Genomic DNA, 22,553 nt, shown 5'->3' on the forward strand with positions numbered 1-22,553 from the left:
GGGAGGACTGTCGTGGCCGTGGGTTAACGTGCGGTTATGGCCTCGCCCTACATCGAGATCCCGGTCGGGGATCGGCTCGTCAAGGTGACCAATCCCGACAAGGTCTATTTCCCCGAGCACGGCTACACCAAGCGGCAGCTCGTGGAGTACTACCTGGCCGTGGGGGAGGGGATCCTGCGCGCCACCCGCGACCGCCCGACGACGCTGGAACGCTGGCCCGCGGGGGTCTTCGAGGGCGCCAGGATGGCCACCCGCGAGGACTACGCGCGCGGCCAGGCGGGCATGGGCGCCGGCAAGTCCGACGCGTTCTACCAGAAGCGCATCCCGAAGGGCGCGCCCGACTGGGTGCGGACCGCGCGGATCGCCTTCCCCAGCGGGCGCTCGGCCGACGAGGTCTGCCCGACCGAGGTCGCCGTGATCGCCTGGGCGGCCAACCTCGGGACGCTGACCTTCCACCCGTGGCCCGTCCGCAAGGGCGACGTCGACCACCCCGACGAGCTGCGCATCGACCTCGACCCGCAGCCCGGCACCGACTTCTCCGACGCCGTCCGGGTGGCGCTCGGCCCGGCCCGCGACCTGCTGTCGGAGCTGGGTTGCACCGGGTACGTCAAGACGTCCGGCAAGGGCGGGGTGCACATCTACGTCCGCATCGAGCCCCGCTGGACGTTCACCGAGGTCCGCAGGGCCGCCCTCGCGTTCGGCCGCGAGGTGGAGCGCCGCGCCCCCGCCGAGGTCACCACGAAGTGGTGGAAGGAGGAGCGGGGCGAGCAGATCTTCATCGACTTCAACCAGAACGCTCGCGACCGCACGATCGCCTCGGCCTACAGCGTCCGGCCGGCCCCGCACGCCCCGGTCTCGGCGCCGGTGACCTGGGAGGAGCTGCCCGACGTCGACCCGCGCGACTTCACCATCGCCACGATGCCCGCGCGCTTCAAGGAGCTCGGCGACCTGCACGCCTCGATCGACGACGCGTCGTTCTCCCTCGACGCCCTGCTCGACATGGCCGACCGCGACGAGAAGGACCACGGCCTCGGCGACATGCCGTACCCGCCGAACTACCCGAAGATGCCCGGCGAGCCGAAGCGCGTCCAGCCCAGCAAGGACACCGACAACCACGCCTGAAGCCGGGCGCACCCAGCGTGCGGCCCGCCGCCCCGGGAGGGACGGCGGGCCGGTCCGCCTCGGTGAGGGCCGTCAGTAGAGCTTGCGCTCCTGGACGGGGAGGGTGACCCTGGCCGGGCCGCGCCAGGTCTCGGCGGGCCGCGGCGGCGCGACGAGGGCGGTCACGTCGTCCTCGGCCGCGACGACCGGGACGCTGACGGAGCTGCCGCGCAGGTCCACCGTCACCTGGGCGCCCGTCGGCGTCTCGGTGTTGTAGTCGGCGTCCGTCCCGGCGAGGACGAGCGCCAGCCGGTGGCCCTTCTTCAGCAGGTACTCCTGGCTGAGCGTCTGCCAGCGGACGCCGTAGTAGCGTCCCGGCTCCAGCGGCGACGGGTTGCTCAGCGACCGGTCGTTCTGTGCGTCGAGCCACCCGCGGGCGACCACGTTCACCGGCGAGGTCACGGTCCTGACCTCGGTCTGCTTGTAGCAGGCGTCGTCGGAGGGCGTGCTCTCACCGTGGCAGTCCTCGGTGGTCAGCGTCCGGATGCCGGAGCCCGGGCCGAGGTAGTCCACGCGGGTGTCGTCGCCGTAGTCGACCAGCAGCGCCGTCAGGTTCGACGTGGGCCGGTCCAGCTTGATCTTCAGGCGCGCGTCGGGGGTGCCGGACAGGCGCCCGGTCCGCGGCAGCGGGGCCGACACGAACGCGGTCCGGTAGGGCCGCGCCGCCGTCGGGTCGGCGACCATGTCGTCCTCCGGGTAGCCCGCGCCCTGCGGGCCCGCGGCGTCGGTGAAGGCGGCGGTCGCGCCCGCCGCGGCCGGCTTCAGGCCGAGGGAGCCGTCCGCGCCGGGGCGCAGGACGACGTTCCGCGCGTCCCGGGACGGCCAGTCAGGCTGGGTGATCCACTGGTCCGGGCCGATCTCGATGTCGGCGCGCGGCTGCCGCATGATGTCGTTGGGGATCCGCTGCAGCTCGTGGTCGAACCACTTGTGCAGGGTCGCCACCCAGGCGTCGCGCCGGGTGTCGAACGGGTCGACGTGGCCGCGCTGGCTCAGCCACACCTTGCGCTGCACGCCGCGCTTCGCGAGGGCCTTCCACCATTCGGCGAAGTGGTTGTCCTTCACGTTCAGGTCGTTGACGCCGTGGGTGGCGAAGATGCTCGCGCGCACGCGGGAGGCGCGGGCGATCGTCCCGTCCCGGTAGTCGGCGGTCTTCCAGTAGGCGTTGTAGTTGCCGGTCGCGTCGTCCTCGCCCTTGTCGAGGTCGGCGAAGACCGCGGCGCACTTCTCGGGCGGGTCGGTGTCGACGTAGTCCGCGAGCCACGGCTGCTCGTCGGTCCAGTACTTCACGCCGTTCATCCGGCTGTAGTCGTACCAGCTGCTGATCGCCGAGATCGGGACGATCGTCTCCAGCCCCTCGACGCCGGTCGCCGCCACGCCGTTGGCGAGCGTCCCGTCGTAGGACTTGCCGATCATGCCGGTGCGGCCGGTCGTCCAGGTCGCCTTCACTGGGCTGCCGTCCGGCCGGTACGCCCGGGCGCGCCCGTTGAGCCAGTCGACCACGGCCTTGCCGCCGAGGACGTCGGTCGGGCCGCCGCTGACCGGGCAGCCGTCGGAGCGGGTCGTGCCGACCATGTCCACCGCGAGGAACGCGTAGCCGCGCGGCACGAAGTAGTTGTCGTAGTACAGCGGGAACTTCACCGGGTTCCCGGCCGCGTCGTAGGTCTTGCGCTCGCTCTCGTTGCCGCGCCCGGCGTTGTCGTAGTAGGGGCTCTCGTCCATGATCACCGGCACCTTGAGACCGTGCTCGGTCTCCTTCGGCCGGATGATGTCCACGTTGACGCGGTCCTTCTTGCCGTCCCGGTCGCTGTCCACGCTCGACTCGACGTAGACGTGCTCCCGGACGGCGTCCTTGTAGGAGAAGACGGGCTGGGTGACCCCGTCCTTCACCACGATCTTGGGGGACGTCCCCGCCAGCGCCGTCGCGCCGCCGCCCGCGCCGGCCAGCGCCGCGCCGGTCAGCACGGCCACCGCCGCGGTCCGCCGGGTTCGTCTCAGGGATCGCCTGGCCAACCCGCACCTCCGAATATGGAAATGATCTCCGACGGGCCACAGGCTCCCTGCCCGCGGGCCGCGGGTAAAGGGCGGCGCACGACGAAGTCGGTCCGGATTTGGTCACGTCCTGCCGTTGCCTCGACGCTGATGTCCGTATTGCCCTTTATGGATGTCCGGGAACGGGTGACGGGGATGCCCGGCGTGCCCGCCGGGCATCCCCGCCGCATGGGTTGGAGCTATCGCAAGTCACTCAAGATGGGCCCGTTCCGCCTCAACTTCTCCAAGAAGGGCGTCGGGCACAGCGTCGGGGCGCGCGGCGCCCGCTACACCAAGGGGGCGGACGGGCGCCGGCAGATGACGCTGCGCATCCCCGGAACCGGCCTGACGTGGAGACGGTCCCTGAAGTCGTCTAACCGCTCTTAGCGCGGTTGACCGCCGACAGGACGGCCTCCACGGACGCGGTGAGCACGGACGTGTCGCGCCCCGCGCCCCAGCGGGTCACGCCGTCCACGCGGCACTCGGCGTAGGCGACGGCCATGGCGCCCTGCCCGGCCTCGGTCGAGTGCTCGGCGTACTGCAGGACGTCCACCTTGATCCCGGCGGACGCGAGCGCGCCGGTCAGCGCGTCCAGCGGGCCGTTGCCGGTGCCGGTGTGCTCGCGCTCGTCGCCGTCGACCCGGACGACGCCAGTGAAGTCGTGCCGCGCCGGGCCGGTGTGGGAGGTCCGCCAGCCGGTCACGCGGACCGGTCCCGGCCGGTCCAGGTACTCGGCGCGGAACAGCTCCCACAGCTCGGCCGCCGTGACCTCCTCGCCGCTGCCGTCCGTCGCCCGCTGCACGACCTGGGAGAACTCGATCTGCAGGCGGCGCGGCAGGGCGAGGCCGTACCCCGTCCGCAGCAGGTAGGAGACGCCGCCCTTCCCCGACTGGCTGTTGACGCGGATGACCGCCTCGTACCCGCGCCCGACGTCGGCCGGGTCGATCGGCAGGTACGGGACCTCCCACGGCAGCCGCTCCGGCGGCACGCCCCGCTCGCCGGCGAGGCGCGCGTGCCGGGCCATGCCCTTGCCGATCGCGTCCTGGTGGGTGCCGGAGAAAGCGGTGTACACCAGGTCGCCGCCGTACGGGTGGCGCTCGTGGACGGGGAGCCGGTTGCAGTGCTCGACCGTCCGCCGGATCTCGTCGATGTCGGAGAAGTCGATCCTGGGGTCGACGCCCTGGGCGTGCAGGTTCAGCGCCAGCGTGACGAGGTCGACGTTCCCCGTCCGCTCCCCGTTGCCGAACAGGCAGCCCTCGACCCGCTGCGCGCCGGCCAGCATCGCCAGTTCCGCGCACGCGACGCCCGTCCCGCGGTCGTTGTGCGGGTGGACCGACAGGATGACCGCGTCGCGCCGGGCGAGGTTGCGGTGCATGTACTCGATCTGGTCGGCGTACACGTTCGGGGTGGCGATCTCGACGGTGGCGGGCAGGTTGAGGATCACCGGGCGGTCGGGCGAGGCGTCCCACAGCGCGGTGACCGCGTCGCACACCTCCAGCGCGTAGTCCGGCTCGGTGACGTTGAACGTCTCGGGGGAGAACTCGAACCGCACGCCCGGCCCGGCGAGCCGCGCCACGTCGGCCGCGCCGTCCAGGACCAGTCGCCGCACCCCGTCCCGGTCCGACCCGAGGACGACGTCCCGCCACACCGGCCCCGTCGCCGTGTACAGATGGACGACCGCCCTGGGCAGCCCTTCGATGGAGGCGAACGTCCGCTCGATCAGCTCCCTGCGCGCGGGCGTGAACACCACGGGCGTCACGTCGTCCGGGACGCCGGCCTCGGCCAGGTGGCGGACGAAGTCGAAGTCGGTCCGGCTGGCCGAGGGGTAGCCGACCTCGATCTCCTTGAAGCCCATGGTCACGAGCAGGTCGAACATGCGGCGCTTGCGGGCGGTGTCCATGGGCTCGGCCAGCGCCTGGTTGCCGTCCCGCAGATCGACCGGCACCCACAGGGGCGCGTACTCGATGCGCCTGGACGGCCAGCCGCGCTCGACGTCCGGCACGGGCGAGGGCACGCGCTCGTGGGCGGACCGGTACCGGTGGGACGGCATGGAACTGCCGCGCTGGGGGTTCCAGAAGGGCGCGCCGTCCGCCACAGGGCCGGTCGGGGTGCGCAGGGTCGGGAATCGCGTGTCTTCGTTCGGTCGCGTGTCGGTGTTCACGGGCCTGTTCCGTTCGATCGCCGGACGACCGGCAGCACCGGACCCCGCGGCGGGGTGCCGGTCCGGATCAGGCCCCGCCGCGGCGACCGAGGAGAAGGCCCTGCCACGACACGCCGCCCACCCAACCACACCTCAGCTCCTCAGACAAGCTGAGGTGGCCTACCCTGGAGGCCCGCCACCGTCCCGGAGGACCCCGATGCCGCTCGGCCCGCTCCGTCCCAGCCCGCTCGTCGAGCAGGCCGCCCAGCGCCTGCGCGACCAGATCTCCGGCGGGGCATGGCCGGTCGGGACGCGGCTCCCCGGCGAGACGACGCTGGCCAAGGAGCTCGGCGTGGGCCGCTCCACCGTCCGCGAGGCCCTGCGCGCCCTGGCCGGAGCCGGTCTCGTCCAGGCCCGCCAGGGCGCGGGCGTCTTCGTCATCGCGACGGAGCCGGCCGAGGACTGGCCCGCCCGGCTCCGCCGCGCCTCCGTCGCAGAGGTCTACGAGATCCGCGAGATGCTGGAGGTCCGCGCCGCCGAACTGGCCGCCGAACGCCGCACCTCCGGCGACCTCGCCGACCTCGACCGGGCGCTCGCGGCCCGCGACGCGGCCCTCGACGGCCCCGCCGTCGAGGGGTTCATCGACGCCGACATCGCCCTGCACACCGCCGTCATCGCCGCCGCGCACAACCCGGTCCTCGCCGACCTCTTCGCCGGGTTCGTCCCGGTCCTGCGCGACGGCCTGCTCGACCTCGCCGCCCTGGTCGACGTCCGCGCGTCCGACGCCGCGCACGGCCGGGCCGCCCACGCCGCCCTGGTCGAGGCGATCCGCGCCCAGGACCCGGCGGCCGCGAGCGACGTGGTCAGGGCCGAGCTCGGCAGGACCCTGACCGGCCTACTCCAGAGCCGATAGCAGGGGCGGCAGGTCCCCGTCGTGGACGACGGTCAGGCGGCGGGTGGCCCTCGTGAGCGAGACGTAGAGGTCCTGGCCGCCCTTGGCGGACTCGCCGAGGATGCCGGACGGGTCGACGACGACCACCGAGTCGAACTCCAGGCCCTTGGCCTCCTCGGCGGTCAGGACGACGACGGGCGAGTCGAGCGCCTCGGGGGTGGCGCCGACGGCGGCGTCCGGGAGGGCCCGCAGGACCTCGGCGTGGCGAGCCGCCGAGGAGATGACGGCGAGGCGGCCCTCCTTGAAGGCGCCCCCGATGTCCTCGCCGCCCGTCACGAGGACCAGCTCCGAGCGGACCAGCGACGGCAGCTCGTCGATCGGCAGCGCGAGCGCGGCCGGCGGCGGCCCGTCGTCGCGGACCGGTTCGGGCGGCGTCTGGTCCGGGGCGACGGCGGCCAGGACGTCCGCGGCGACCTTCATGATGGCGGCCGGGGTGCGGTAGTTGACCATGAGCCGCTGCTCGCGCCACCGCCCCGGGACGTAGCGGTCGAGCATCTGGCCCCACGACGCCGCGCCCGCCGCGCTGCCGGTCTGGGCGATGTCCCCGACGACCGTGAGGGAGCGCGTCGGGACGCGGCGCATCACGGTCCGCCAGGCCATCTCCGAGAGCTCCTGCGCCTCGTCCACGATGACGTGGCCGTAGGCCCATTCGCGGTCGGCCATGGCGCGCTGGGCGGTGGTGAGGCGCGGGCCGCCTTCGTTGTGGCGCTCGGCCAGCTCGCTCGCGGAGATCAGATCGCTGGCCAGGATCATCTCCGTGCCGTCGGTCGTCTGCATGACCTCGCGGGCGTAGCGCTCCTCCTCGGCGAGCTCGGCCTGCGCCGCGCGCTCCCGTGCCTTGTCGGCGGAGTCGTCCTTGCCGAGGAGCTCGGCGGCCTCGTCCAGGAGGGGCACGTCCGAGACCGTCCAGGGCGAGCCGGGCGGGCGGTGCAGGAGTGCCCACTCGTCGGGGGAGAGGCCGGCCTCGGCGCCCACGCGCGCGAGGGCCTCGGGGGAGGCGTAGAGGTCGGTGAAGAGCCGCTCGGGGGTCAGGTCGGGCCAGAGTTCGTCCAGGGCGGACCTGACCGCCGGGTCCTGCCAGAGGGCCTCCTTGGCCAGGCGGAGGTCGGTCTCGTCCAGAAGGGGTTCGTCCTCGGCCTCGTCGATGAGCTCTTGGAGCCAGCCGGGCAGCCCACCGGAGCGGGCCATCTCCTCAAGGGGCTCGTCCATGATGCGGTCGAACTGCTCGGCCCGGTTGACGGCGAGCGCCTCCAGCATGTCGTGGACGAACCGGCGCCGCTGCACGTTGTGCGGCGCGCGCAGGGCCCGGGCGCGTTCCCGGACCTGTTCGCACTTCTCGGTCTCCACGATCAGGGTGAGGCCGTCGACCTCGACGTGCAGCCCGCCGGCGGGGACGCGCTGCCGGTCGTGGACGGCGGCCTTCACGAAGTCGGCCATGCGGAGCCCGCCCTTGACGACGGCGGCCTCGGGGGTCTCGGCGGCCGTCGCCTTGAGCCCCGGGTACAGCTCGCCGACCGTGGCCAGGGCGACGTCCGTCTCACCCAGGCCGGGCAGCACCTGCTCGATGTAGCGCAGGAACGTGGCGTTCGGCCCCACGATGAGGACGCCGCGCCGCTCCAGGACGTCGCGGTGCGTGTAGAGGAGGTACGCGGCCCGGTGCAGGGCGGCGACCGTCTTGCCGGTGCCGGGACCGCCCTGGACGACCAGCACCCCCTGGAGGCCGGAGCGGATGACGAGGTCCTGCTCCTCCTGGATGGTCGCGACGACGTCGCTCATCCGGCCCGTCCTGCCGCGGCGGAGCGTGGCCAGCAGGGCGGCCTCGCCGACGATGCCGCCGCGCTCGGACTCCTCCAGGCCCTCCAGGTCGAACACCTCGTCGTCCAGCCGGACGACCTCGCGGTGGCGCAGGTGCAGGTGGCGGCGGCGCGCGAGCGTGCCGGGCGCCCCCGGCGTGGCGGTGTAGAACGGCCGGGCCGCGGCGGCGCGCCAGTCGATCAGGAGGGGCTCGTGGTCCTCGTCGCGCAGGCCGATGCGGCCGATGTAGAAGGTGTCGCCCGGCCCGTCGGCGTCCGCGCGGTGGTCGATGCGGCCGAAGCACAGGCCGTGCTCGACGGCGTTCAGCCGGACGAGGCGCCGGGCCGCCTCGTCGGTGGCGATGGCGCTCTCCACCCGTGCCTGGAAGGCCGCGCCGCCGCCCGCCGCCGGGCCCTCGCGCAGCGCGGCCGCGGCCTTGTCCCGCTCGGCGTCGAGGCGCGCGTACACGCCGGACACGTACTCCTGCTCGACCTGCACGGCGGCCCGCGTCGCTTTTTCTTCCCGTTCCGGGTTGACAGCGCCCGCTTGACGAAGTCCCATGCCTGGACTACACTCCTATTCATAGGGTGGAGTATCTGTATGCGCTTTTGCGACTCCGGAGTCTACCACCCTTTCGTGCTCCGCGTGATCTTCTAGCTCCGCCCAAAAGATCGTCTTTGTTGTGGCGGGTGTCATCCGCGCGGTACCCCCTGGTCATCGATCTTCGTGAGGCTTTCCGGCGAGCACTGCCGGACCCCTCCGAAAGGTCACTCCTCCATGGCCGACTCCGCCCGCCCGCTGAACCGGCGCGCCTTCCTCGCCACCAGCGGGCTCGCCACCAGCGGACTCCTCACCGCCGCCGCCGTGACCGGCGTGCCCGGCACCGCCCTGGCCGCCCCGCGGTCGCGCGCCCTGCCCTCCGACCCGTTCACGCTGGGCGTCGCCTCCGGCGACCCCGAGCCCGACGGCTTCGTCCTCTGGACCCGCCTGGCCCTGGACCCGCACGCCGAGGACGGCCTCGGCGGCATGCCCGCCCGGACCGTCCCCGTCCGCTGGGAGGTCTCCTCCGACCCCCGGTTCCGGCGCATCGACCGGCGCGGGACCGCCGCCGCCCGCCCCGAGGGCGCCCACTCCGTCCACGTCGAGCTGGGCGGCCTGCGCCCCGGCCGCGAGTACTGGTACCGCTTCCGCGTGGACGGCCACATCTCCCCGGTCGGGCGGACGCGCACCGCCCCCCACCCGGCCGTCTTCGGTCCGGCGCTCGCCATGGCGTTCGTCTCGTGCTCCCAGTTCGAGCACGGCTACTTCACGGCGTACCGGCGGCTCGCCGAGGAGCACCCCGACCTCGTCCTGCACCTGGGCGACTACCAGTACGAGTACAAGAAGGGCGTCTACACGATCCCGGGCGGCAACGTCCGCGACCACGAGGGTCCCGAGACGGTCACGCTGGCCGACTACCGGCTGCGGCACGCCCAGTACAAGTCCGACCGCGACCTGCAGGCCGCGCACGAGGCCGCGCCCTGGCTCGTCGTGTTCGACGACCACGAGGTCGAGAACAACTGGGCCGGCTACATCCCCGAGGTGAACTCCGACACGCCCTCCTACGAGAGCTTCCGCGCCCGCCGCGCCGCCGCGTTCCAGGCCTACTACGAGAACATGCCGCTGCGCCGCCGGTCCGTCCCCGCGGGGCCCGACATGCAGCTCTACCGGCGGATCCGGTGGGGGCGGCTCGCCAACTTCCACATGCTCGACACCCGCCAGTTCCGCGACGACCAGGGCTGCGGCGACGGCTACAAGGACTGCCCCGAGGCCGTCGACCCGAAGCGCTCGATCACCGGGGACCGGCAGGAGCAGTGGCTGCTCGACGGTTTCCGCCGCTCCGACGCCCGCTGGGACGTCCTCGGCCAGCAGGTGTTCTTCGCCCAGCGCGACAACACCGCCGGACCCGTCAAGAAGACCTCGATGGACGCCTGGGACGGCTACGTCGCCTCCCGCGACCGGATCACCAAGGGCTGGCTGGACGCCGGGGTCCGCAACCCCGTCGTGCTCACCGGCGACGTCCACGCCCACTGGGCGAGCGACCTGAAGGCCGACTACGACGACCCCGGCTCCCGGACGGTCGGCGCGGAGCTGGTGTGCACGTCGATCACCAGCACCGGCGACGGCGCCGACTCCGACCCCGCCGCGCACCCCTACCTCAAGATCAACCCGCATCTGCGCTTCTACAACAACCAGCGCGGGTACGTGATGACGACGATCGGCAAGGAGGAGATGAAGGCCGACTTCAAGACCCTCCCGACCGTCCGGACCCCGGGCGCCGCGATCTCCACCAAGGCGACGTTCGTCATCGAGGACCGCGTCCCCGGCGTCAACCAGACCTACCTGCGCCCGTACGTGTCGGCCAAGATGGCGGCGCGGCCGGACGAGGAAGTGATCCGGCAGACCGTCCAGAACGAGACCCAGCCCTGACGGCGGACGGCCGGGACGCCCCCCGACGGAGCGGGGCGTCCCGGCCGGGGCCCGGTGCCGGACGCGGTTCGGCGCCGGGCCCGCCCTCAGCGGTCGACGCGCGGGCTCGTCGCCGGGCCGCCGAAGATGTCGTCGAGGTCGTAGGCCACCGGCACCTCCAGCTGCTCGTAGGTGCAGGAGTCGGGCGTCCGGTCGGGACGCCAGTTCCGGAACCGGGCGGTGTGCCGGAACCGGTCGCCCTCCATCGCCTCGTAGGCCACCTCGACCACCAGCTCGGGGCGCAGCGGCACCCAGCTGAGGTCCTTCTTGCCGGTCCAGCGCGAGATCGCGCCGGGCATGCGGTCGACGGTCGCCTCGGACTGGTTCGCCCACTCCGCCCACGGATGCTCGGACAGGTCCTCCAGCCGGTAGGGCTGCAACTCCTCGACCAGCTCGGCGCGGCGCTTCATCGTGAACGAGGCCGCGACGCCGACGTGCTGGAGGCCCCCCTCGGCGTTGTACAGGCCGAGCAGCAGCGAACCCACGATGGGGCCCGACTTGTGCCAGCGGAAGCCCGCCACCACGCAGTCGGCCGTCCGCTCGTGCTTGACCTTGAACAGGACGCGCTTGTCGGGCTCGTACGGGACGTCGCGCGGCTTGGCGATGACGCCGTCGAGCCCGGCGCCCTCGAACTCGTCGAACCAGCGCAGCGCCAGCTCGTAGGAGTCGGAGGCGGGCGTGACGTAGAAGGGCGCCTTGACGCCGGCCAGGGCGTCGACGAGCCGCTGCCGCCGCTCGCCGAGCGGCACCTCCATCAGCGACTCGTCTCCGAGGGCGAGCAGGTCGAACGCCACGAACGACGCCGGCGTCCGCTCCGACAGCAGCTTGATCCGCGACGCGGCCGGATGGATGCGCTGCTGGAGGCCGTCGAAGTCGAGGCGCGTCCCCTTCGGCAGGACGATCTCGCCGTCCACCACGCACCGCTCGGGCAGCTCGCGCCGCGCCGCCTCGACCAGCTCGGGGAAGTAGCGGGTGAGCGGCTTCTCGCCGCGGCTGGACAGCTCCACCTCGTCGCCGTCGCGGAAGACGATGCAGCGGAACCCGTCCCACTTCGGCTCGTACAGCAGGTCGCCCTTGGGCATGGTCTTGACCGCCTTGGCCAGCATCGGCGGCAGCGGCGGGCTGATCGGCAGGTCCATGCCCCCCATCTTGCGCCCCGCCACCGACAAAAGGACATCCCGGGGGTCCGATAACGTGCAGGTCATGCGCCGTCTGCTCCCCGAGCCCGCCGCCGTCGACCCCTACGAGGCGTACGGCGACCTGCCCCGGCTGCGGCTGGGCATGGTCATGAGCGCGGACGGCTCCGTCACCGACGCCGAGGGCTGGACCGACGGCCTCGGCGGCGACGCCGACTTCCGCGTCTTCCGGACCCTGCGCGCCCTGACCGACGCGATCCTCGTCGGCGCGGGGACCGTCCGCACCGGACGCCTCGGCCCGGCGCGCCTGCGCTCCGATCTGCGCGCGCGCCGCGGCGGCCCGCCCGCGCCCATCGTCGTGGTGAGCCGCTCCCTCGACCTCGACTGGACGCTCCCGCTGTTCACCGAGGCCGAGACGCCCACCGTCGTCGTGACGACCCGGAACGCCCGTACCGGAGTCCCCGGCCACCTCCAGGTGGTCGCCGAAGGCGAAGACGACGTCGACCTGCCCGCGGCCGTCAGGGTGCTCCGCGAAGAGCTCGGCTACGAGCACCTCCTCTGCGAGGGCGGCCCGTCGCTGGCCACCGCGCTCATCAAGGCGTCCCTCGTCGACGAGCTGTGCCTCAACATCGCCCCGACCCTCGTCGGAGGCTCGCGCCACACCCGCCTTCTGGAGGGGCTCGGCGCCGAGGTGCCGCTCGAACCGTCCGCCCTCTACCTGGACGAGGGCGTGCTGTTCGTCCGCTACCGGCTGCGGGTGTAGCGCAGGAAGAGGAAGTCGTCGTCCTGCAGGGCGTCGGCGAGCGTCATCTCCGGCGGGACGGGGAGGGGCGGCCCGTTCAGGATCCCCGCCGGATGCCCGGCGAGCAGCAGCGGGCTCAGCGTGAGGCACAGCTCGTCCAGCAGCCCGGCGGCCGTGATCTGCGCGAGCAGGGCCGGGCCGCCCTCGCACAGCAGGCGCCGGTGGCCGCGCGCGGCGAGCTCCGCGACGGCGGTGGGGAAGTCGAGCGAGTCGTGCCCGGCGACGATGACGTCCGCGCGCTCCCGCGCGGTCTTCAGCCGCACCGGGTCGGCGGTCGCGGTCGTCAGCACGATCGTCGGGACCCGCGCCTCGGTGAAGACGGGCGCGTCGAAGTCCAGGTCGAGGGACCGGGACGCGATGGCCAGCGGCGGCACGGGCGTCCGGCCCTCGCGGACGCCGTCCCAGCCCTCGCTCGGCCGGACGGGCCCGTACCCCTCGGCGCGCACCGTGCCGGCGCCGACGACGACCGCGTCGGCCAGGCCGCGCAGGAGCAGGAAGAGGTGCCGGTCGGCGGCGTTGCCGAGGCCGCCGCTGCGCTCGTCGCGCTGGGCCGCCCCGTCCAGGCTGGCGACCATGTTCGCCCGCAGCCAGGTGGTGCCGTCCGGATAGGCGTAGCGCTCGGCGAGGTCGGCCTCGCCCGGCTCGGGAGAAAGGATCCGCATAGGAGTCTCAAGCTACTCGACGGTCGCTCGCGGGCCGCCCGGCGGCCGACTTGACCAGTGGAATTACGGGTTGTCCTTCAATGTGTGCGAATCCGTCATGCCGGAAGCGCTGTGGAGCGACACTAGGCGTCGGGGGACGGGGGAGAATCTCACGAAAGGAGCGGGGGTGGAGTACGCCGCATTGGGCGCGTGGATCATCGCCGCCGTCGCGGGCGGGTACCTGCTGGTCGTGTGGCTGGTCAACGGGGGGCGTTCGACGAAGGTGACGCGGTTCCCGCTGCTGGTCGTGGCAGGGCATCCGCTGTCGGCCGTCGGGGGCCTGGCCGTGTGGATCGCCTACGTCGCCACCGGGGAGGCCGCCTACGCCTGGACCGCCTTCGCGGCCCTGTTCGTCGTCATCATCCAGGGGCTGCTGCTGTTCACCCGCTGGCTCGTCGGCGGCGGCGGCCGCCACGCCAGGGGCGCGGAGCAGGCGTTCCCCGCCGCGGCGGTCGCCGTCCACGGCGCGGTGGCGGTCACGACGTTCGTCCTGGTCTTCCTGACCGCGATGGAGGTCACCCGGACGTGAGCCCGGCGGCTCACGCCCCGCGCCGCAGGACCACGAGCGCGCGGTCCGCGACCGCCACGGCGTCGCGGGCCTTGAGGCGGGGCCGCTCGCCGACCGTGCCGGGCTCGGCGGTGTCGAGGGCGAACTCCCAGCGCTCGCCGAACTCGGCGCCGGGCAGCGTGAACTCGACCGGCTCCGACCCGGCGTTGATCAGGAGCAGGAACGAGTCGTCCCGGACGCGCCGGCCGCGCGGGTCGGGCTCGGTGATGGCCTCGCCGTTGAGGAACACGCCGAGCGACTTGGCGAAGCCGACGTTCCAGTCGTGGTCGGTCATCCTCTCGCCCGCCGGGGTCAGCCAGGCGATGTCGGCGGCGGCGCCGCGGCCCGTCCCGGTGAAGAAGCGGCGGCGCCGGAACACCGGGTGGTCGTGCCGCAGCCGCGACAGGAGCCGGACGAACTCCATGTCGCCGGAGTCCTCCCAGTGGACCCAGGCGATCTCGTTGTCCTGGCAGTAGGCGTTGTTGTTGCCCCGCTGCGTGCGGCCGAGCTCGTCGCCGTGGGAGAGCATCGGCACGCCCTGCGACAGGAACAGCGTCGCGAGGAAGTTGCGGCGCTGCCTGGCCCGCAGGTCGAGGACGCCGGGGTCGTGCGAGGGCCCCTCGACGCCGCAGTTCCACGACCGGTTGTCGTCGGTGCCGTCGCGGTTGTCCTCGCCGTTGGCCTCGTTGTGCTTGTGGTCGTAGGAGACGAGGTCGGTGAGGGTGAACCCGTCGTGGCAGGTCACGAAGTTGATGGAGGCGAACGGGCGGCGCGCGCTGTGCTCGTAGAGGTCGGAGGAGCCGGTCAGCCGGGACGCGAACTCCGGCATGGTCGCGTAGGAGCCGCGCCAGAAGTCGCGGACGGTGTCGCGGTACTTGCCGTTCCACTCCGTCCACAGCGGCGGGAAGTTGCCGACCTGGTAGCCGCCCTCGCCCACGTCCCACGGCTCGGCGATGAGCTTCACCTGGGAGACGACCGGGTCCTGCTGGACGAGGTCGAAGAAGGCGGCGAGCCGGTCGACGTCGTGCAGTTCGCGGGCCAGCGCCGAGGCGAGGTCGAAGCGGAACCCGTCGACGTGCATCTCCAGGATCCAGTAGCGCAGCGAGTCCATGATGAGCTGCAGCGCGTGCGGGTGCCGGACGTTCAGCGAGTTGCCGCAGCCGGTGTAGTCGAGGTGGTAGCGCTTGTCGTCGTCGCGCAGCCGGTAGTAGGAGGCGTTGTCGATGCCCCGGAACGACAGCGTCGGGCCCAGGTGGTCGCCCTCCGCCGTGTGGTTGTAGACGACGTCCAGGATGACCTCGATGCCCGCCGCGTGCAGGGTGCGGACCATCGCCTTGAACTCCAGCACCTGCTCCCCGGACTGCCCGGACGAGCTGTAGGAGTTGTGCGGCGCGAAGAAGCCGATCGTGTTGTAGCCCCAGTAGTTGTCGAGGCCCCGCGCCACCAGCGCGTGCTCGGGGACCGACTGGTGCACCGGCATCAGTTCGACCGCCGTCACGCCGAGGTCGAGCAGGTGGTCGACCATCACCGGGTGCGCGAGGCCCGCGTAGGTCCCGCGCTGCTCCTCCGGGATGCCGGGGTGCAGCTTCGTCAGCCCCTTCACGTGCGCCTCGTAGATGACGCTCTCGTGGTAGGGGACGCGGGGCGGCCGGTCGTCGCCCCAATCGAAGAACGGGTTCACCACCACGTTCTTCGGCATGTAGGGGGCGCTGTCGTCCTCGTTGAGCGCGTCCGGGTCGGCGAACCGGTAGGAGAACAGCGACTCGTGCCACCGGATCAGCTCGTCCGGGGCGGCGCCCGCGACGGCCTTGCCGTACGGGTCGAGCAGCAGCTTGGACGGGTTGCAGCGGTGCCCCTCGCGGGGGTCGAACGGCCCGTGCACCCGGTACCCGTAGCGCTGGCCGGGCCCGATCCCCGGCAGGTACCCGTGCCAGACGAACCCGTCGACCTCGGGCAGGTCGCGCCGCGTCTCGCGGCCGTCGGCGTCGAACAGGCACAGCTCGACCCGCCGGGCCACCTCGGAGAACAGCGCGAAGTTGGTGCCCGTGCCGTCCCAGGTGGCGCCCAGCGGATAGGGATCCCCGGGCCAAACCTCCCGCATGCTCCTCCACCCCTCGACCGGTTCGTTCTGGCCCGTCGATTGTGGCCTACCCGCTCACGTCCCGCGCGCCACGGCCCGCCACCAAGGGTGTCACGGCGGAGCGGGGCGGGGGAGGCGCCAGACGATCTCGCCGTCGCGGGTCTCCCCGGTCCGGCGCAGCCCGATCCTGGCCGCGACGGCCGCGGACGCGCGGTTGTCCGGGTGGACGGTCGCGACCACGTCGCGGACGCCGTGCTCCGCGAGCCGGTCCAGCAGCGCGCGGGCGGCCTCGGTGGCGAACCCGAAGCCCTGGTACGGCATGCCGATCACCCAGGCGACCGACGCGGTCAGCCGCGGCGGGCCCGGCGTGACCGTCGACCCGGCCGCGGCGGGGGTCACCGTGAACTCCGGCGCCGCCGGCGTGACCGTCGCCTGCACGTAGCCGATGGCCTGGCCGTCCCTGGCGCGGCGGACGATCCAGTTCAGCCAGTACTCCTGGTGGAAGGGCGCCGGGCCCGCGGCCAGATGCGCGTAGCGGGCGCGCAGCTCCTCCAGGGTGAGGGGCTCGCCGCCGATGTAGCGGTGCAGGCGCGGATCGTCCAGGACGGGGGCCATCTCGTCCGCGTGGTGGACCGCCAGCGGCTCAAGGACGAGGCGCTGGGTGCGGATGGTGTCGGCGATGGGCCCGTACACCCGCCGATCGTACGCCCTGGCCGGGCGGCGGGCCGGGGAAGCGGCCGCCGGGGCGGCGCCGCCGGTCACCGCCGCCAGTCGGACCGCTTGTCGGACAGCCGCCGGGTCCAGGCGCCGGCCGGATGCTGGCGGGGGTGGAGCCACAGCCACGGCTGGGAGTGCCGGAACGGCAGGTCGGTGCCGGGCTGCCATGGGAACAGGCCCTCCCCGTTGGGCCAGACGACCTGGAGGATCGGCAGCGGCGGGCGCCGGTAGAACGCCACGGCGCCGCCGAACAGGCCGTCGAACCAGTGCGGGTCGGCGTCCCGGAACGCCGCCTGCTGCCCCCGGACGACGCCGTCGCGGCGCTCGCCGTCCGCGGGGCCGCGCCCCTCGGCGGTCTCCCTGCCGAGCATGTTGAGGATCTCTTCCGTCTCGTACACGTCGCCGCCGAACATCGCGAGCTCGGGGGCGCGGTGGCTGTGCCACAGGCCGACCGTGTAGGCCCAGCCGGGCCCCTCCTCGTCCGGCTGGACGAGGACGACGCTCCACCCGTACTGGGTGATGTGCACGATCGTGCGGAGCTGGAAGTTGTCCAGGCGGTCGCGGTCGCCGTAGTCACGGCACATCACGCATGTGCATGAGGGGCGGTCGCCGGACATGACCCTCAGTTTACGATCAATCGACCCTGGGCGAGCATGCCCGGCCGTTCAAGATCACCAGAAGACGCCGGTGTCGCGCGGCGGCGCCTCGTGCTCGTGCCGGGCGGGCGGGCCGAGCAGCCCCCGGACGGCCATGGCGACCAGCAGCATCGCCGCAGGCAGGCCGAGGGGGATGGCCGTGAGCGGCGCGACGGACGCCACGTCCAGCGCCGTCCCATGGAGCAGGCCGGCGACGCCGAGATCGGCTCCGCGCCGTCCCGCGCCCAGCGGCGTCGCCAGGACGGCGGCGATGACGGCGAGCGCGGCCGCGGGGACCGCCAGCGCGCGGCGACGGACGAAGAAGGCCAGCCCCACTCCCAGCGCGCCCAGCACGGGCAGCACCATCACGCCGTACCAGCGTCCCGGCTCCGGCCGCATATCGACGCGGACGACGGGCGCCGGGGCGCCTTTGCGCAGGTGCCAGAGGCGGGCCCCGGATTTGTCGGGCCGCACCGTCGCCGGTACCGGCGGAAGCCGCAATTTCATGGCCGTGTCGTCGAAACCGCGTGCGGCGAGTTCGCGCGCCGCGCCGGAAGTGTCGATTAGCAGGGACGGACTCCGTCCCGTCCGGTAAGCGCGATCGGTTTCCGCGCGGGTGAACGGCACCCCGCGGCTTTTCCGCGTCCGGACGCGGAGGCTCTTCGCGCCGGGGAACATCGCCCTGGCGATCCGTCCCGCCAGGGCCCGCGCATCGGCGTCCGACCGCAGCCGCCCCGCCGCGTAAAGATCGACGTGCGCGCCGCCGTCGACGAGCAGGACGACCTCCACCCGGGCCCGCTGCTCCCTGGGCGGCGCCCCGCCGCAAGCCGCGAGCACGGCGAGCAATAGCAGGGTCGTCCCTATCGCGGCAAGCCGCCGAAAACACACCGGAGGCCTCGCTTCGTCGGTCGGTATCGCGGCGCCGGAAGATGATCTATTTTATGCGCGACCACCGGTGGAGCACAGTAGGGAGAAGACCATGGCCGACGATCCGGTCAACGCGATCGACACCTCCGTTCCCCACTCGGCGCGGATATGGAACTACTGGCTCGGCGGAAAGGACAACTACCCGGTCGACCGCGAGGCCGGCGAGCAGTACGTCAGCATCTATCCGGGGATCGTGGACATCGCGCGGACCGGCCGGCACTTCCTCGCCCGCGCCGTCCGGTACCTGGCCGGGGAGGCGGGCGTCCGCCAGTTCCTCGACGTCGGCACCGGGCTGCCCACCGTCGACAACACCCACGAGGTCGCGCAGCGCGTCGCGCCCGAGGCGCGCATCGTGTACGTCGACAACGACCCGCTCGTGCTCTCCCACGCGCACGCCCTGCTGACGAGCCGTCCCGAGGGCGAGACCAGCTACATCGAGTCCGACATGCGGGACCCCGAGCAGATCCTCCGGGTCGCCCAGGGCAAGCTCGACTTCGACCGCCCGATCGCCCTGATGCTGATGGGCGTCCTCGGGCACATCGACTCCTACGACGAGGTCCTGCACATCATCCGGACGCTGATGGGCGGCCTGCCCTCCGGCAGCTACCTCGCCCTCTACGACGACACCGACACCGACGAGGCCCACAACAAGGCGCAGCAGGAGTACGACGACACCGGCGCCGTCCCGTACCGGCTGCGCCGCCCGGAGCAGATCGTCGGGTACTTCGACGGCTTCGAGCTGATCGAGCCCGGCGTGGTGGCGTGCGAGAAGTGGCGCCCCGAGCCGAGCCCGTTCGGCGAGACGCCCAACACCTCCACCCTCTGCGGGGTCGCGCGCAAGCCCTGACCCCGCGGCGCGGCCGGACCGGGCCGACGGCCGGATGAGGCCACCGGCGGCCCGGTCGGCCGCGCGGTCAGAGCGCCACCAGCTCCACCGGGATGTTGCCGCGGGTGGCGTTGGAGTACGGGCACACCTGGTGGGTGGCCTCGATGAGCCGCTCCTTGGTCTCCGCGCCGAGGGCGTCGGGCAGCTGCACCCGCAGGACGGCGTCGAGCTGGAAGCCCCCCGCGCCGTTCGAGCTGAGGCCGACCTCGGCGGTGACCGACAGGCCGGACACGTCGACCTTCTGCTTCCGCGCCACGAGTTGCATGGCGCTGGCGAAGCACGCGGCGTAGCCGGCCGCGAACAGCTCCTCGGGGTTCGTGCCGTCGCCGCTGCCGCCGAGCTCCTTCTGCAGGGCCATCTGGAGGTCCAGCCGCCCGTCCGGGGTGAACGCGCGCCCGTCCCGCCCGGTCGCGGTCGCGGTGGCGGTGTACTGCCTCATGAGCTGCCTCTTCTCCTAGCTAGACAGACAGTTCTGTCTGCCTCCGTGCCCAGGAGACTAGACCGATCTGTCTGGTAGCGTCAAGGCGTGACCACGAGCTCGCCCCCGCGCCGGAGCGCGGCCTGGACCCGCGTCTTCGACACCGCGATGCGCCTGTTCTACGCCGAGGGCGTCCACGCCGTGGGCATCGACCGGATCATCGCCGAGGCCGGGGTGGCGAAGGCGACCTTCTACCACCACTTCCCGAGCAAGGACGACCTCGTCCGCGCCTACATCGTGGAGCAGAGCCGGCGGCAGCGCGGCCTCGCCGACGTGCCCGAGGCCGCGACCCCCCGTGAGGCCGTCACCACCGCGTTCGAGCGGATGTGCCGGGTCGGCGCCGACCCCGCCTTCCGCGGCTGCCCGTTCATCAACGCCGCCGCCGAGTACCCCGACCCCGCCCACCCGGTGCGCCGCGCCATCGACGAGCACCGCGAGTGGCTCCGGACCCTGTTCCGTGACCTCCTGGCCGCCGACGGCCACCCGACCCCCGACCGCACCGCGCAGGCCCTGATGCTCCTCAAGGACGGCCTGGCAGTCGGCTTCGACCTGGACGATCCACACCAGGTCCGCGCCGCCGTCCAAGAAACCGTAACCCGCCTCCTGGACGCCCCACCCCCTCCGCCGGAGCCCGCCGCACCCTGACCGCCCGCGACTCCCGCTAGTGTGCGCCCGTGAACGGAGCCCCACAGCGGCCGCTGCTCTTTCTCGACGTCGATGGTCCGCTCATCCCTTTCGGGGCACGGGAGCATCCGACCTACCGGTCGGCCTCATCGCCGCACGCCGAGTCGAACCCGCTGCTGGCCCGTCTCGATCCCGGGCACGGAACCAGGCTGACGGCGCTGCCCTGCGAGCTGGTGTGGGCCACCACCTGGATGGACGACGCGAACGAGTGCGTCGCACCGCTCCTGGGACTGCCGCGGCTGGCGACGGTGGAATGGCCGGACGAGCCCGACGCCGAAGAGCAGGACCAGCGGCGCGGCTTGCACTGGAAGACGCGCACCCTCGTCGCATGCGCGGCGGGACGCCCCTTCGCCTGGGTCGACGACGAGATCACCGACCGGGACCGCGCCTGGGTCGCCGCACGGCATCGCGGACCGGCCCTCCTCCACCGGGTCGACCCGGCCATGGGAATCACCGAGGCCGACTACCGGGTGCTGGGGGAGTGGCTGCGCGCGCTCGTCGTGTGAGTGCGGGACGAGCCTTCCGTCAGCGGTGGAGGAGGGTTTCTTGGGTCATGCGGGAGAGTTTTTCGGGGTTGCGGACGGCGTAGAGGCCGGTGACGCGGCCGTCGTCTATGCGGGTCGCCAGGACGGTGTCGAGCTCGCCGTCGCGGGTGAGGAGCAGGGCCGGGTGGCCGTTGACGCGCGTCGGGTGCAGGGAGACCGCACCGGAGAGCCTGCCCAGCAGGTCGGCGACCTTGCCCGCCCCGACGACCGGCGCCAGCGCGGCGCGGACGACGCCGCCGCCGTCGGTCAGCAGGACGACGTCCGGCGCGAGGACGTCGAGCAGGTTCTGCAGGTCGCCCGTCTCGACCGCCTGCTGGAAGGCGCGGAGCGCGGCCCGCGTGTCGGCGGGGGAGGCGGTCTCGCGGGGCCGGCGCGCGGCGACGTGCTTGCGGGCCCGGTGGGCTATCTGGCGGACCGCGTCGGGGTTCTTGCCGACGGCCTGGGCGATCTCCGTGTAGTCCAGGTCGAACACCTCGCGCAGCACGAACACCGCCCGCTCGGTCGGTGCGAGGGTCTCCAGCACCAGCAGCATCGCCATCGAGAGGCTCTCGGCCAGTTCGACGTCCTCGGCCACGTCGGGCGCGGTCAGCAGCGGCTCGGGCAGCCAGGGCCCGACATAGGACTCCTTGCGCCGGCGCAGCGTGCGCAGCCGGGTGAGCGCCTGCCGGGTGGTGGTCCGAACCAGGTACGCCCGGGGTTCCCGGACCCCTTCGAGGTCGACGCCCGTCCACCGCAGCCAGGTCTCCTGCAGGACGTCCTCGGCGTCCGCGGCCGAGCCGAGCATCTCGTAGGCGACGGTGAAGAGCAGGTTGCGGTGCGCGACGAACGCCTCGGTGGCGGCGTCCATGCGGCCACCGGTCGCGTCCTTTGTTCGTCCGTCCATGGCCCTCTCCCGTAGCGCGTCACTTGACGTGCACAGGACGCCGAGCCCCGTCCGTGTGTGACATCAAGGGGCAGTGGCGCACGTCACAAGCGCGCTCTGTCACGGAGCGGGGGGCGCCGTCATCTCGTGTCCGGAGCCGCGTGGAGAGCCCGCGCGGGCCACGAGAACGGGAGATCCACATGAACGAGGACGCCGGGCGCCGGACGGTCGCGATGGTCACCGGGGCGAACAAAGGGATCGGCCGGGCGGTCGCCGAGGACCTCGCGGGCCGGGGCATGACGGTCCTGGTCGGTGCGCGGGACCGGCGGCGCGGGGAGGAGGCCGCCGAGGCGCTGCGCGCGGCGGGCGGCGACGTGCACTCCGTCCTCCTGGACGTCACCGACGACGCCACCGTCCAGGACGCCGCGAAGTGGGTCGAGGAGCGTTACGGGCGCCTCGACGTCCTGGTCAACAACGCGGGCATCACCGGGTCGGGGCAGGTGGCGCCCCAGGACGCCGTGGACCAGATCCCCAGCTCGGTCGACCTGGAGATGGTCCGCGCGGTGTTCGCGACCAACGTCTTCGGCGTGATCGCGGTGACGAACGCCATGCTGCCGCTGCTGCGGAGGTCGCCGGCGGCGCGCGTCGTCAACGTCAGCAGCCACGCCGGGTCGCTGTCGCTCACCAGCGACCCGGACGGCCCCTTCACGGCGCTGCTCCCGTCGGCCGCGTACACGCCGTCCAAGGCGGCGCTGAACGCGCTGACCGTCCAGTACGCCAACGAGCTGCGGAAGGACGGAGTGCTCGTCAACGCCGTCGCCCCCGGCTTCGTCGACACCGACAGCAACGCCCACACCGGGTATCTCACCCCCGCGCAGGGCGCCGCCGTCGTGGTGCGCCTGGCCACGCTCGGCGCGGACGGGCCGACCGCCGGCTTCTTCGGCGAGGACGGCCCGCTGCCCTGGTAGGG

21 protein-coding genes are annotated in these 22,553 nt (G+C 72.9%); 10 read left to right on the forward strand and 11 right to left on the reverse strand.

Annotation, left to right across the window (positions count from 1 at the left end; genetic code table 11):
* Nucleotides 1–36: 36 nt before the first annotated feature.
* Entirely contained in the window at nt 37–1,122 is a 1,086-nt protein-coding gene (locus AB0C21_RS32310) for a DNA polymerase domain-containing protein (RefSeq protein WP_149264867.1), read from the forward strand.
* A gap of 72 nt (nt 1,123–1,194) precedes the next feature.
* On the opposite strand, the gene AB0C21_RS32315 is transcribed toward AB0C21_RS32310, so the two are convergent.
* The gene (locus AB0C21_RS32315) at nt 1,195–3,129 is read right to left on the reverse strand and encodes a Xaa-Pro dipeptidyl-peptidase (protein ID WP_500209345.1); all 1,935 of its coding nucleotides are present in this window, start codon (nt 3,127–3,129) and stop codon (nt 1,195–1,197) included.
* Between the two features lie 249 nt (nt 3,130–3,378).
* Between AB0C21_RS32315 and AB0C21_RS32320 the strand changes: the two genes are divergently transcribed.
* A complete protein-coding gene (locus tag AB0C21_RS32320; RefSeq protein WP_500209347.1) occupies nt 3,379–3,576 on the forward strand; it encodes a DUF4236 domain-containing protein in 198 nt (65 codons plus the stop codon).
* Here the strand turns inward: AB0C21_RS32320 and leuA are convergent.
* The gene (gene leuA / locus AB0C21_RS32325) at nt 3,563–5,239 is read right to left on the reverse strand and encodes a 2-isopropylmalate synthase (RefSeq protein WP_500209490.1); all 1,677 of its coding nucleotides are present in this window, start codon (nt 5,237–5,239) and stop codon (nt 3,563–3,565) included. The genes AB0C21_RS32320 and leuA overlap by 14 nt on opposite strands.
* Nucleotides 5,240–5,546: 307 nt before the next feature.
* On the opposite strand from leuA, the gene AB0C21_RS32330 reads away from it, so the two are divergent.
* On the forward strand, nt 5,547–6,242 hold the full coding sequence (locus AB0C21_RS32330) for a FadR/GntR family transcriptional regulator (protein ID WP_353819649.1): 696 nt from the start codon (nt 5,547–5,549) through the stop codon (nt 6,240–6,242).
* Here AB0C21_RS32330 and AB0C21_RS32335 read toward each other — a convergent pair.
* Complete coding sequence (locus tag AB0C21_RS32335; RefSeq protein WP_500209349.1) at nt 6,225–8,636, reverse strand: HelD family protein; 2,412 nt, start codon at nt 8,634–8,636, stop codon at nt 6,225–6,227. The genes AB0C21_RS32330 and AB0C21_RS32335 overlap by 18 nt on opposite strands.
* Nucleotides 8,637–8,852: 216 nt before the next feature.
* On the opposite strand from AB0C21_RS32335, the gene AB0C21_RS32340 reads away from it, so the two are divergent.
* Nucleotides 8,853–10,544 carry an alkaline phosphatase D family protein gene (locus AB0C21_RS32340; RefSeq protein ID WP_500209350.1) on the forward strand — a complete coding sequence of 564 codons (1,692 nt, stop codon included), beginning with the start codon at nt 8,853–8,855 and terminating at the stop codon, nt 10,542–10,544.
* 86 nt (nt 10,545–10,630) lie between these two features.
* On the opposite strand, the gene AB0C21_RS32345 is transcribed toward AB0C21_RS32340, so the two are convergent.
* On the reverse strand, nt 10,631–11,722 hold the full coding sequence (locus AB0C21_RS32345) for an ATP-dependent DNA ligase (RefSeq protein WP_353819651.1): 1,092 nt from the start codon (nt 11,720–11,722) through the stop codon (nt 10,631–10,633).
* Between the two features lie 64 nt (nt 11,723–11,786).
* On the opposite strand from AB0C21_RS32345, the gene AB0C21_RS32350 reads away from it, so the two are divergent.
* Nucleotides 11,787–12,482, forward strand: coding sequence for a dihydrofolate reductase family protein (locus AB0C21_RS32350; RefSeq protein ID WP_500209352.1), 696 nt, complete (start codon nt 11,787–11,789; stop codon nt 12,480–12,482).
* Here the strand turns inward: AB0C21_RS32350 and AB0C21_RS32355 are convergent.
* Complete coding sequence (locus tag AB0C21_RS32355; RefSeq protein WP_500209354.1) at nt 12,464–13,183, reverse strand: pyrimidine reductase family protein; 720 nt, start codon at nt 13,181–13,183, stop codon at nt 12,464–12,466. The two genes, AB0C21_RS32350 and AB0C21_RS32355, sit on opposite strands and share 19 nt — an antisense overlap.
* A gap of 166 nt (nt 13,184–13,349) precedes the next feature.
* Here AB0C21_RS32355 and AB0C21_RS32360 point away from each other — a divergent pair, with 166 nt between their 5' ends.
* Complete coding sequence (locus AB0C21_RS32360) at nt 13,350–13,751, forward strand: hypothetical protein (protein WP_500209355.1); 402 nt, start codon at nt 13,350–13,352, stop codon at nt 13,749–13,751.
* Nucleotides 13,752–13,761: 10 nt separating this feature from the next.
* On the opposite strand, the gene glgX is transcribed toward AB0C21_RS32360, so the two are convergent.
* The 4 genes from glgX to AB0C21_RS32380 form a co-directional block, all read right to left on the reverse strand.
* Entirely contained in the window at nt 13,762–15,870 is a 2,109-nt protein-coding gene (gene glgX, locus AB0C21_RS32365) for a glycogen debranching protein GlgX (protein WP_500209357.1), read from the reverse strand.
* Nucleotides 15,871–15,960: 90 nt separating this feature from the next.
* Nucleotides 15,961–16,542, reverse strand: coding sequence for a GNAT family N-acetyltransferase (locus AB0C21_RS32370; RefSeq protein WP_500209359.1), 582 nt, complete (start codon nt 16,540–16,542; stop codon nt 15,961–15,963).
* 65 nt (nt 16,543–16,607) lie between these two features.
* Nucleotides 16,608–17,183 carry a DUF4262 domain-containing protein gene (locus AB0C21_RS32375; protein ID WP_500209362.1) on the reverse strand — a complete coding sequence of 192 codons (576 nt, stop codon included), beginning with the start codon at nt 17,181–17,183 and terminating at the stop codon, nt 16,608–16,610.
* Between the two features lie 54 nt (nt 17,184–17,237).
* Complete coding sequence (locus AB0C21_RS32380; RefSeq protein WP_500209364.1) at nt 17,238–18,038, reverse strand: hypothetical protein; 801 nt, start codon at nt 18,036–18,038, stop codon at nt 17,238–17,240.
* 142 nt (nt 18,039–18,180) lie between these two features.
* Here AB0C21_RS32380 and AB0C21_RS32385 point away from each other — a divergent pair, with 142 nt between their 5' ends.
* Nucleotides 18,181–18,975: an SAM-dependent methyltransferase gene (locus AB0C21_RS32385; RefSeq protein ID WP_500209366.1), complete on the forward strand. Its 795-nt coding sequence runs from the start codon at nt 18,181–18,183 to the stop codon at nt 18,973–18,975.
* Between the two features lie 67 nt (nt 18,976–19,042).
* On the opposite strand, the gene AB0C21_RS32390 is transcribed toward AB0C21_RS32385, so the two are convergent.
* Complete coding sequence (locus tag AB0C21_RS32390; protein WP_500209368.1) at nt 19,043–19,453, reverse strand: organic hydroperoxide resistance protein; 411 nt, start codon at nt 19,451–19,453, stop codon at nt 19,043–19,045.
* An 87-nt stretch (nt 19,454–19,540) separates the two neighbouring features.
* Between AB0C21_RS32390 and AB0C21_RS32395 the strand changes: the two genes are divergently transcribed.
* Both AB0C21_RS32395 and AB0C21_RS32400 read left to right on the forward strand, forming a co-directional pair.
* Nucleotides 19,541–20,137: a TetR/AcrR family transcriptional regulator gene (locus AB0C21_RS32395; RefSeq protein ID WP_500209370.1), complete on the forward strand. Its 597-nt coding sequence runs from the start codon at nt 19,541–19,543 to the stop codon at nt 20,135–20,137.
* A gap of 29 nt (nt 20,138–20,166) precedes the next feature.
* Nucleotides 20,167–20,682 (forward strand): HAD domain-containing protein, encoded by a 516-nt coding sequence (locus AB0C21_RS32400; protein WP_500209372.1) that lies wholly within the window; start codon nt 20,167–20,169, stop codon nt 20,680–20,682.
* A 19-nt stretch (nt 20,683–20,701) separates the two neighbouring features.
* On the opposite strand, the gene AB0C21_RS32405 is transcribed toward AB0C21_RS32400, so the two are convergent.
* Nucleotides 20,702–21,604: an RNA polymerase sigma-70 factor gene (locus tag AB0C21_RS32405; protein WP_500209374.1), complete on the reverse strand. Its 903-nt coding sequence runs from the start codon at nt 21,602–21,604 to the stop codon at nt 20,702–20,704.
* Nucleotides 21,605–21,783: 179 nt separating this feature from the next.
* On the opposite strand from AB0C21_RS32405, the gene AB0C21_RS32410 reads away from it, so the two are divergent.
* Nucleotides 21,784–22,551, forward strand: a complete 768-nt coding sequence (locus AB0C21_RS32410; protein WP_500209376.1) for an SDR family NAD(P)-dependent oxidoreductase — start codon at nt 21,784–21,786, stop codon at nt 22,549–22,551.
* The last annotated feature ends 2 nt before the right edge of the window (nt 22,552–22,553 follow it).

This window comes from Spirillospora sp. NPDC049024, from assembly GCF_040649235.1.
Taxonomy (GTDB): Bacteria; Actinomycetota; Actinomycetes; order Streptosporangiales; family Streptosporangiaceae; genus Spirillospora.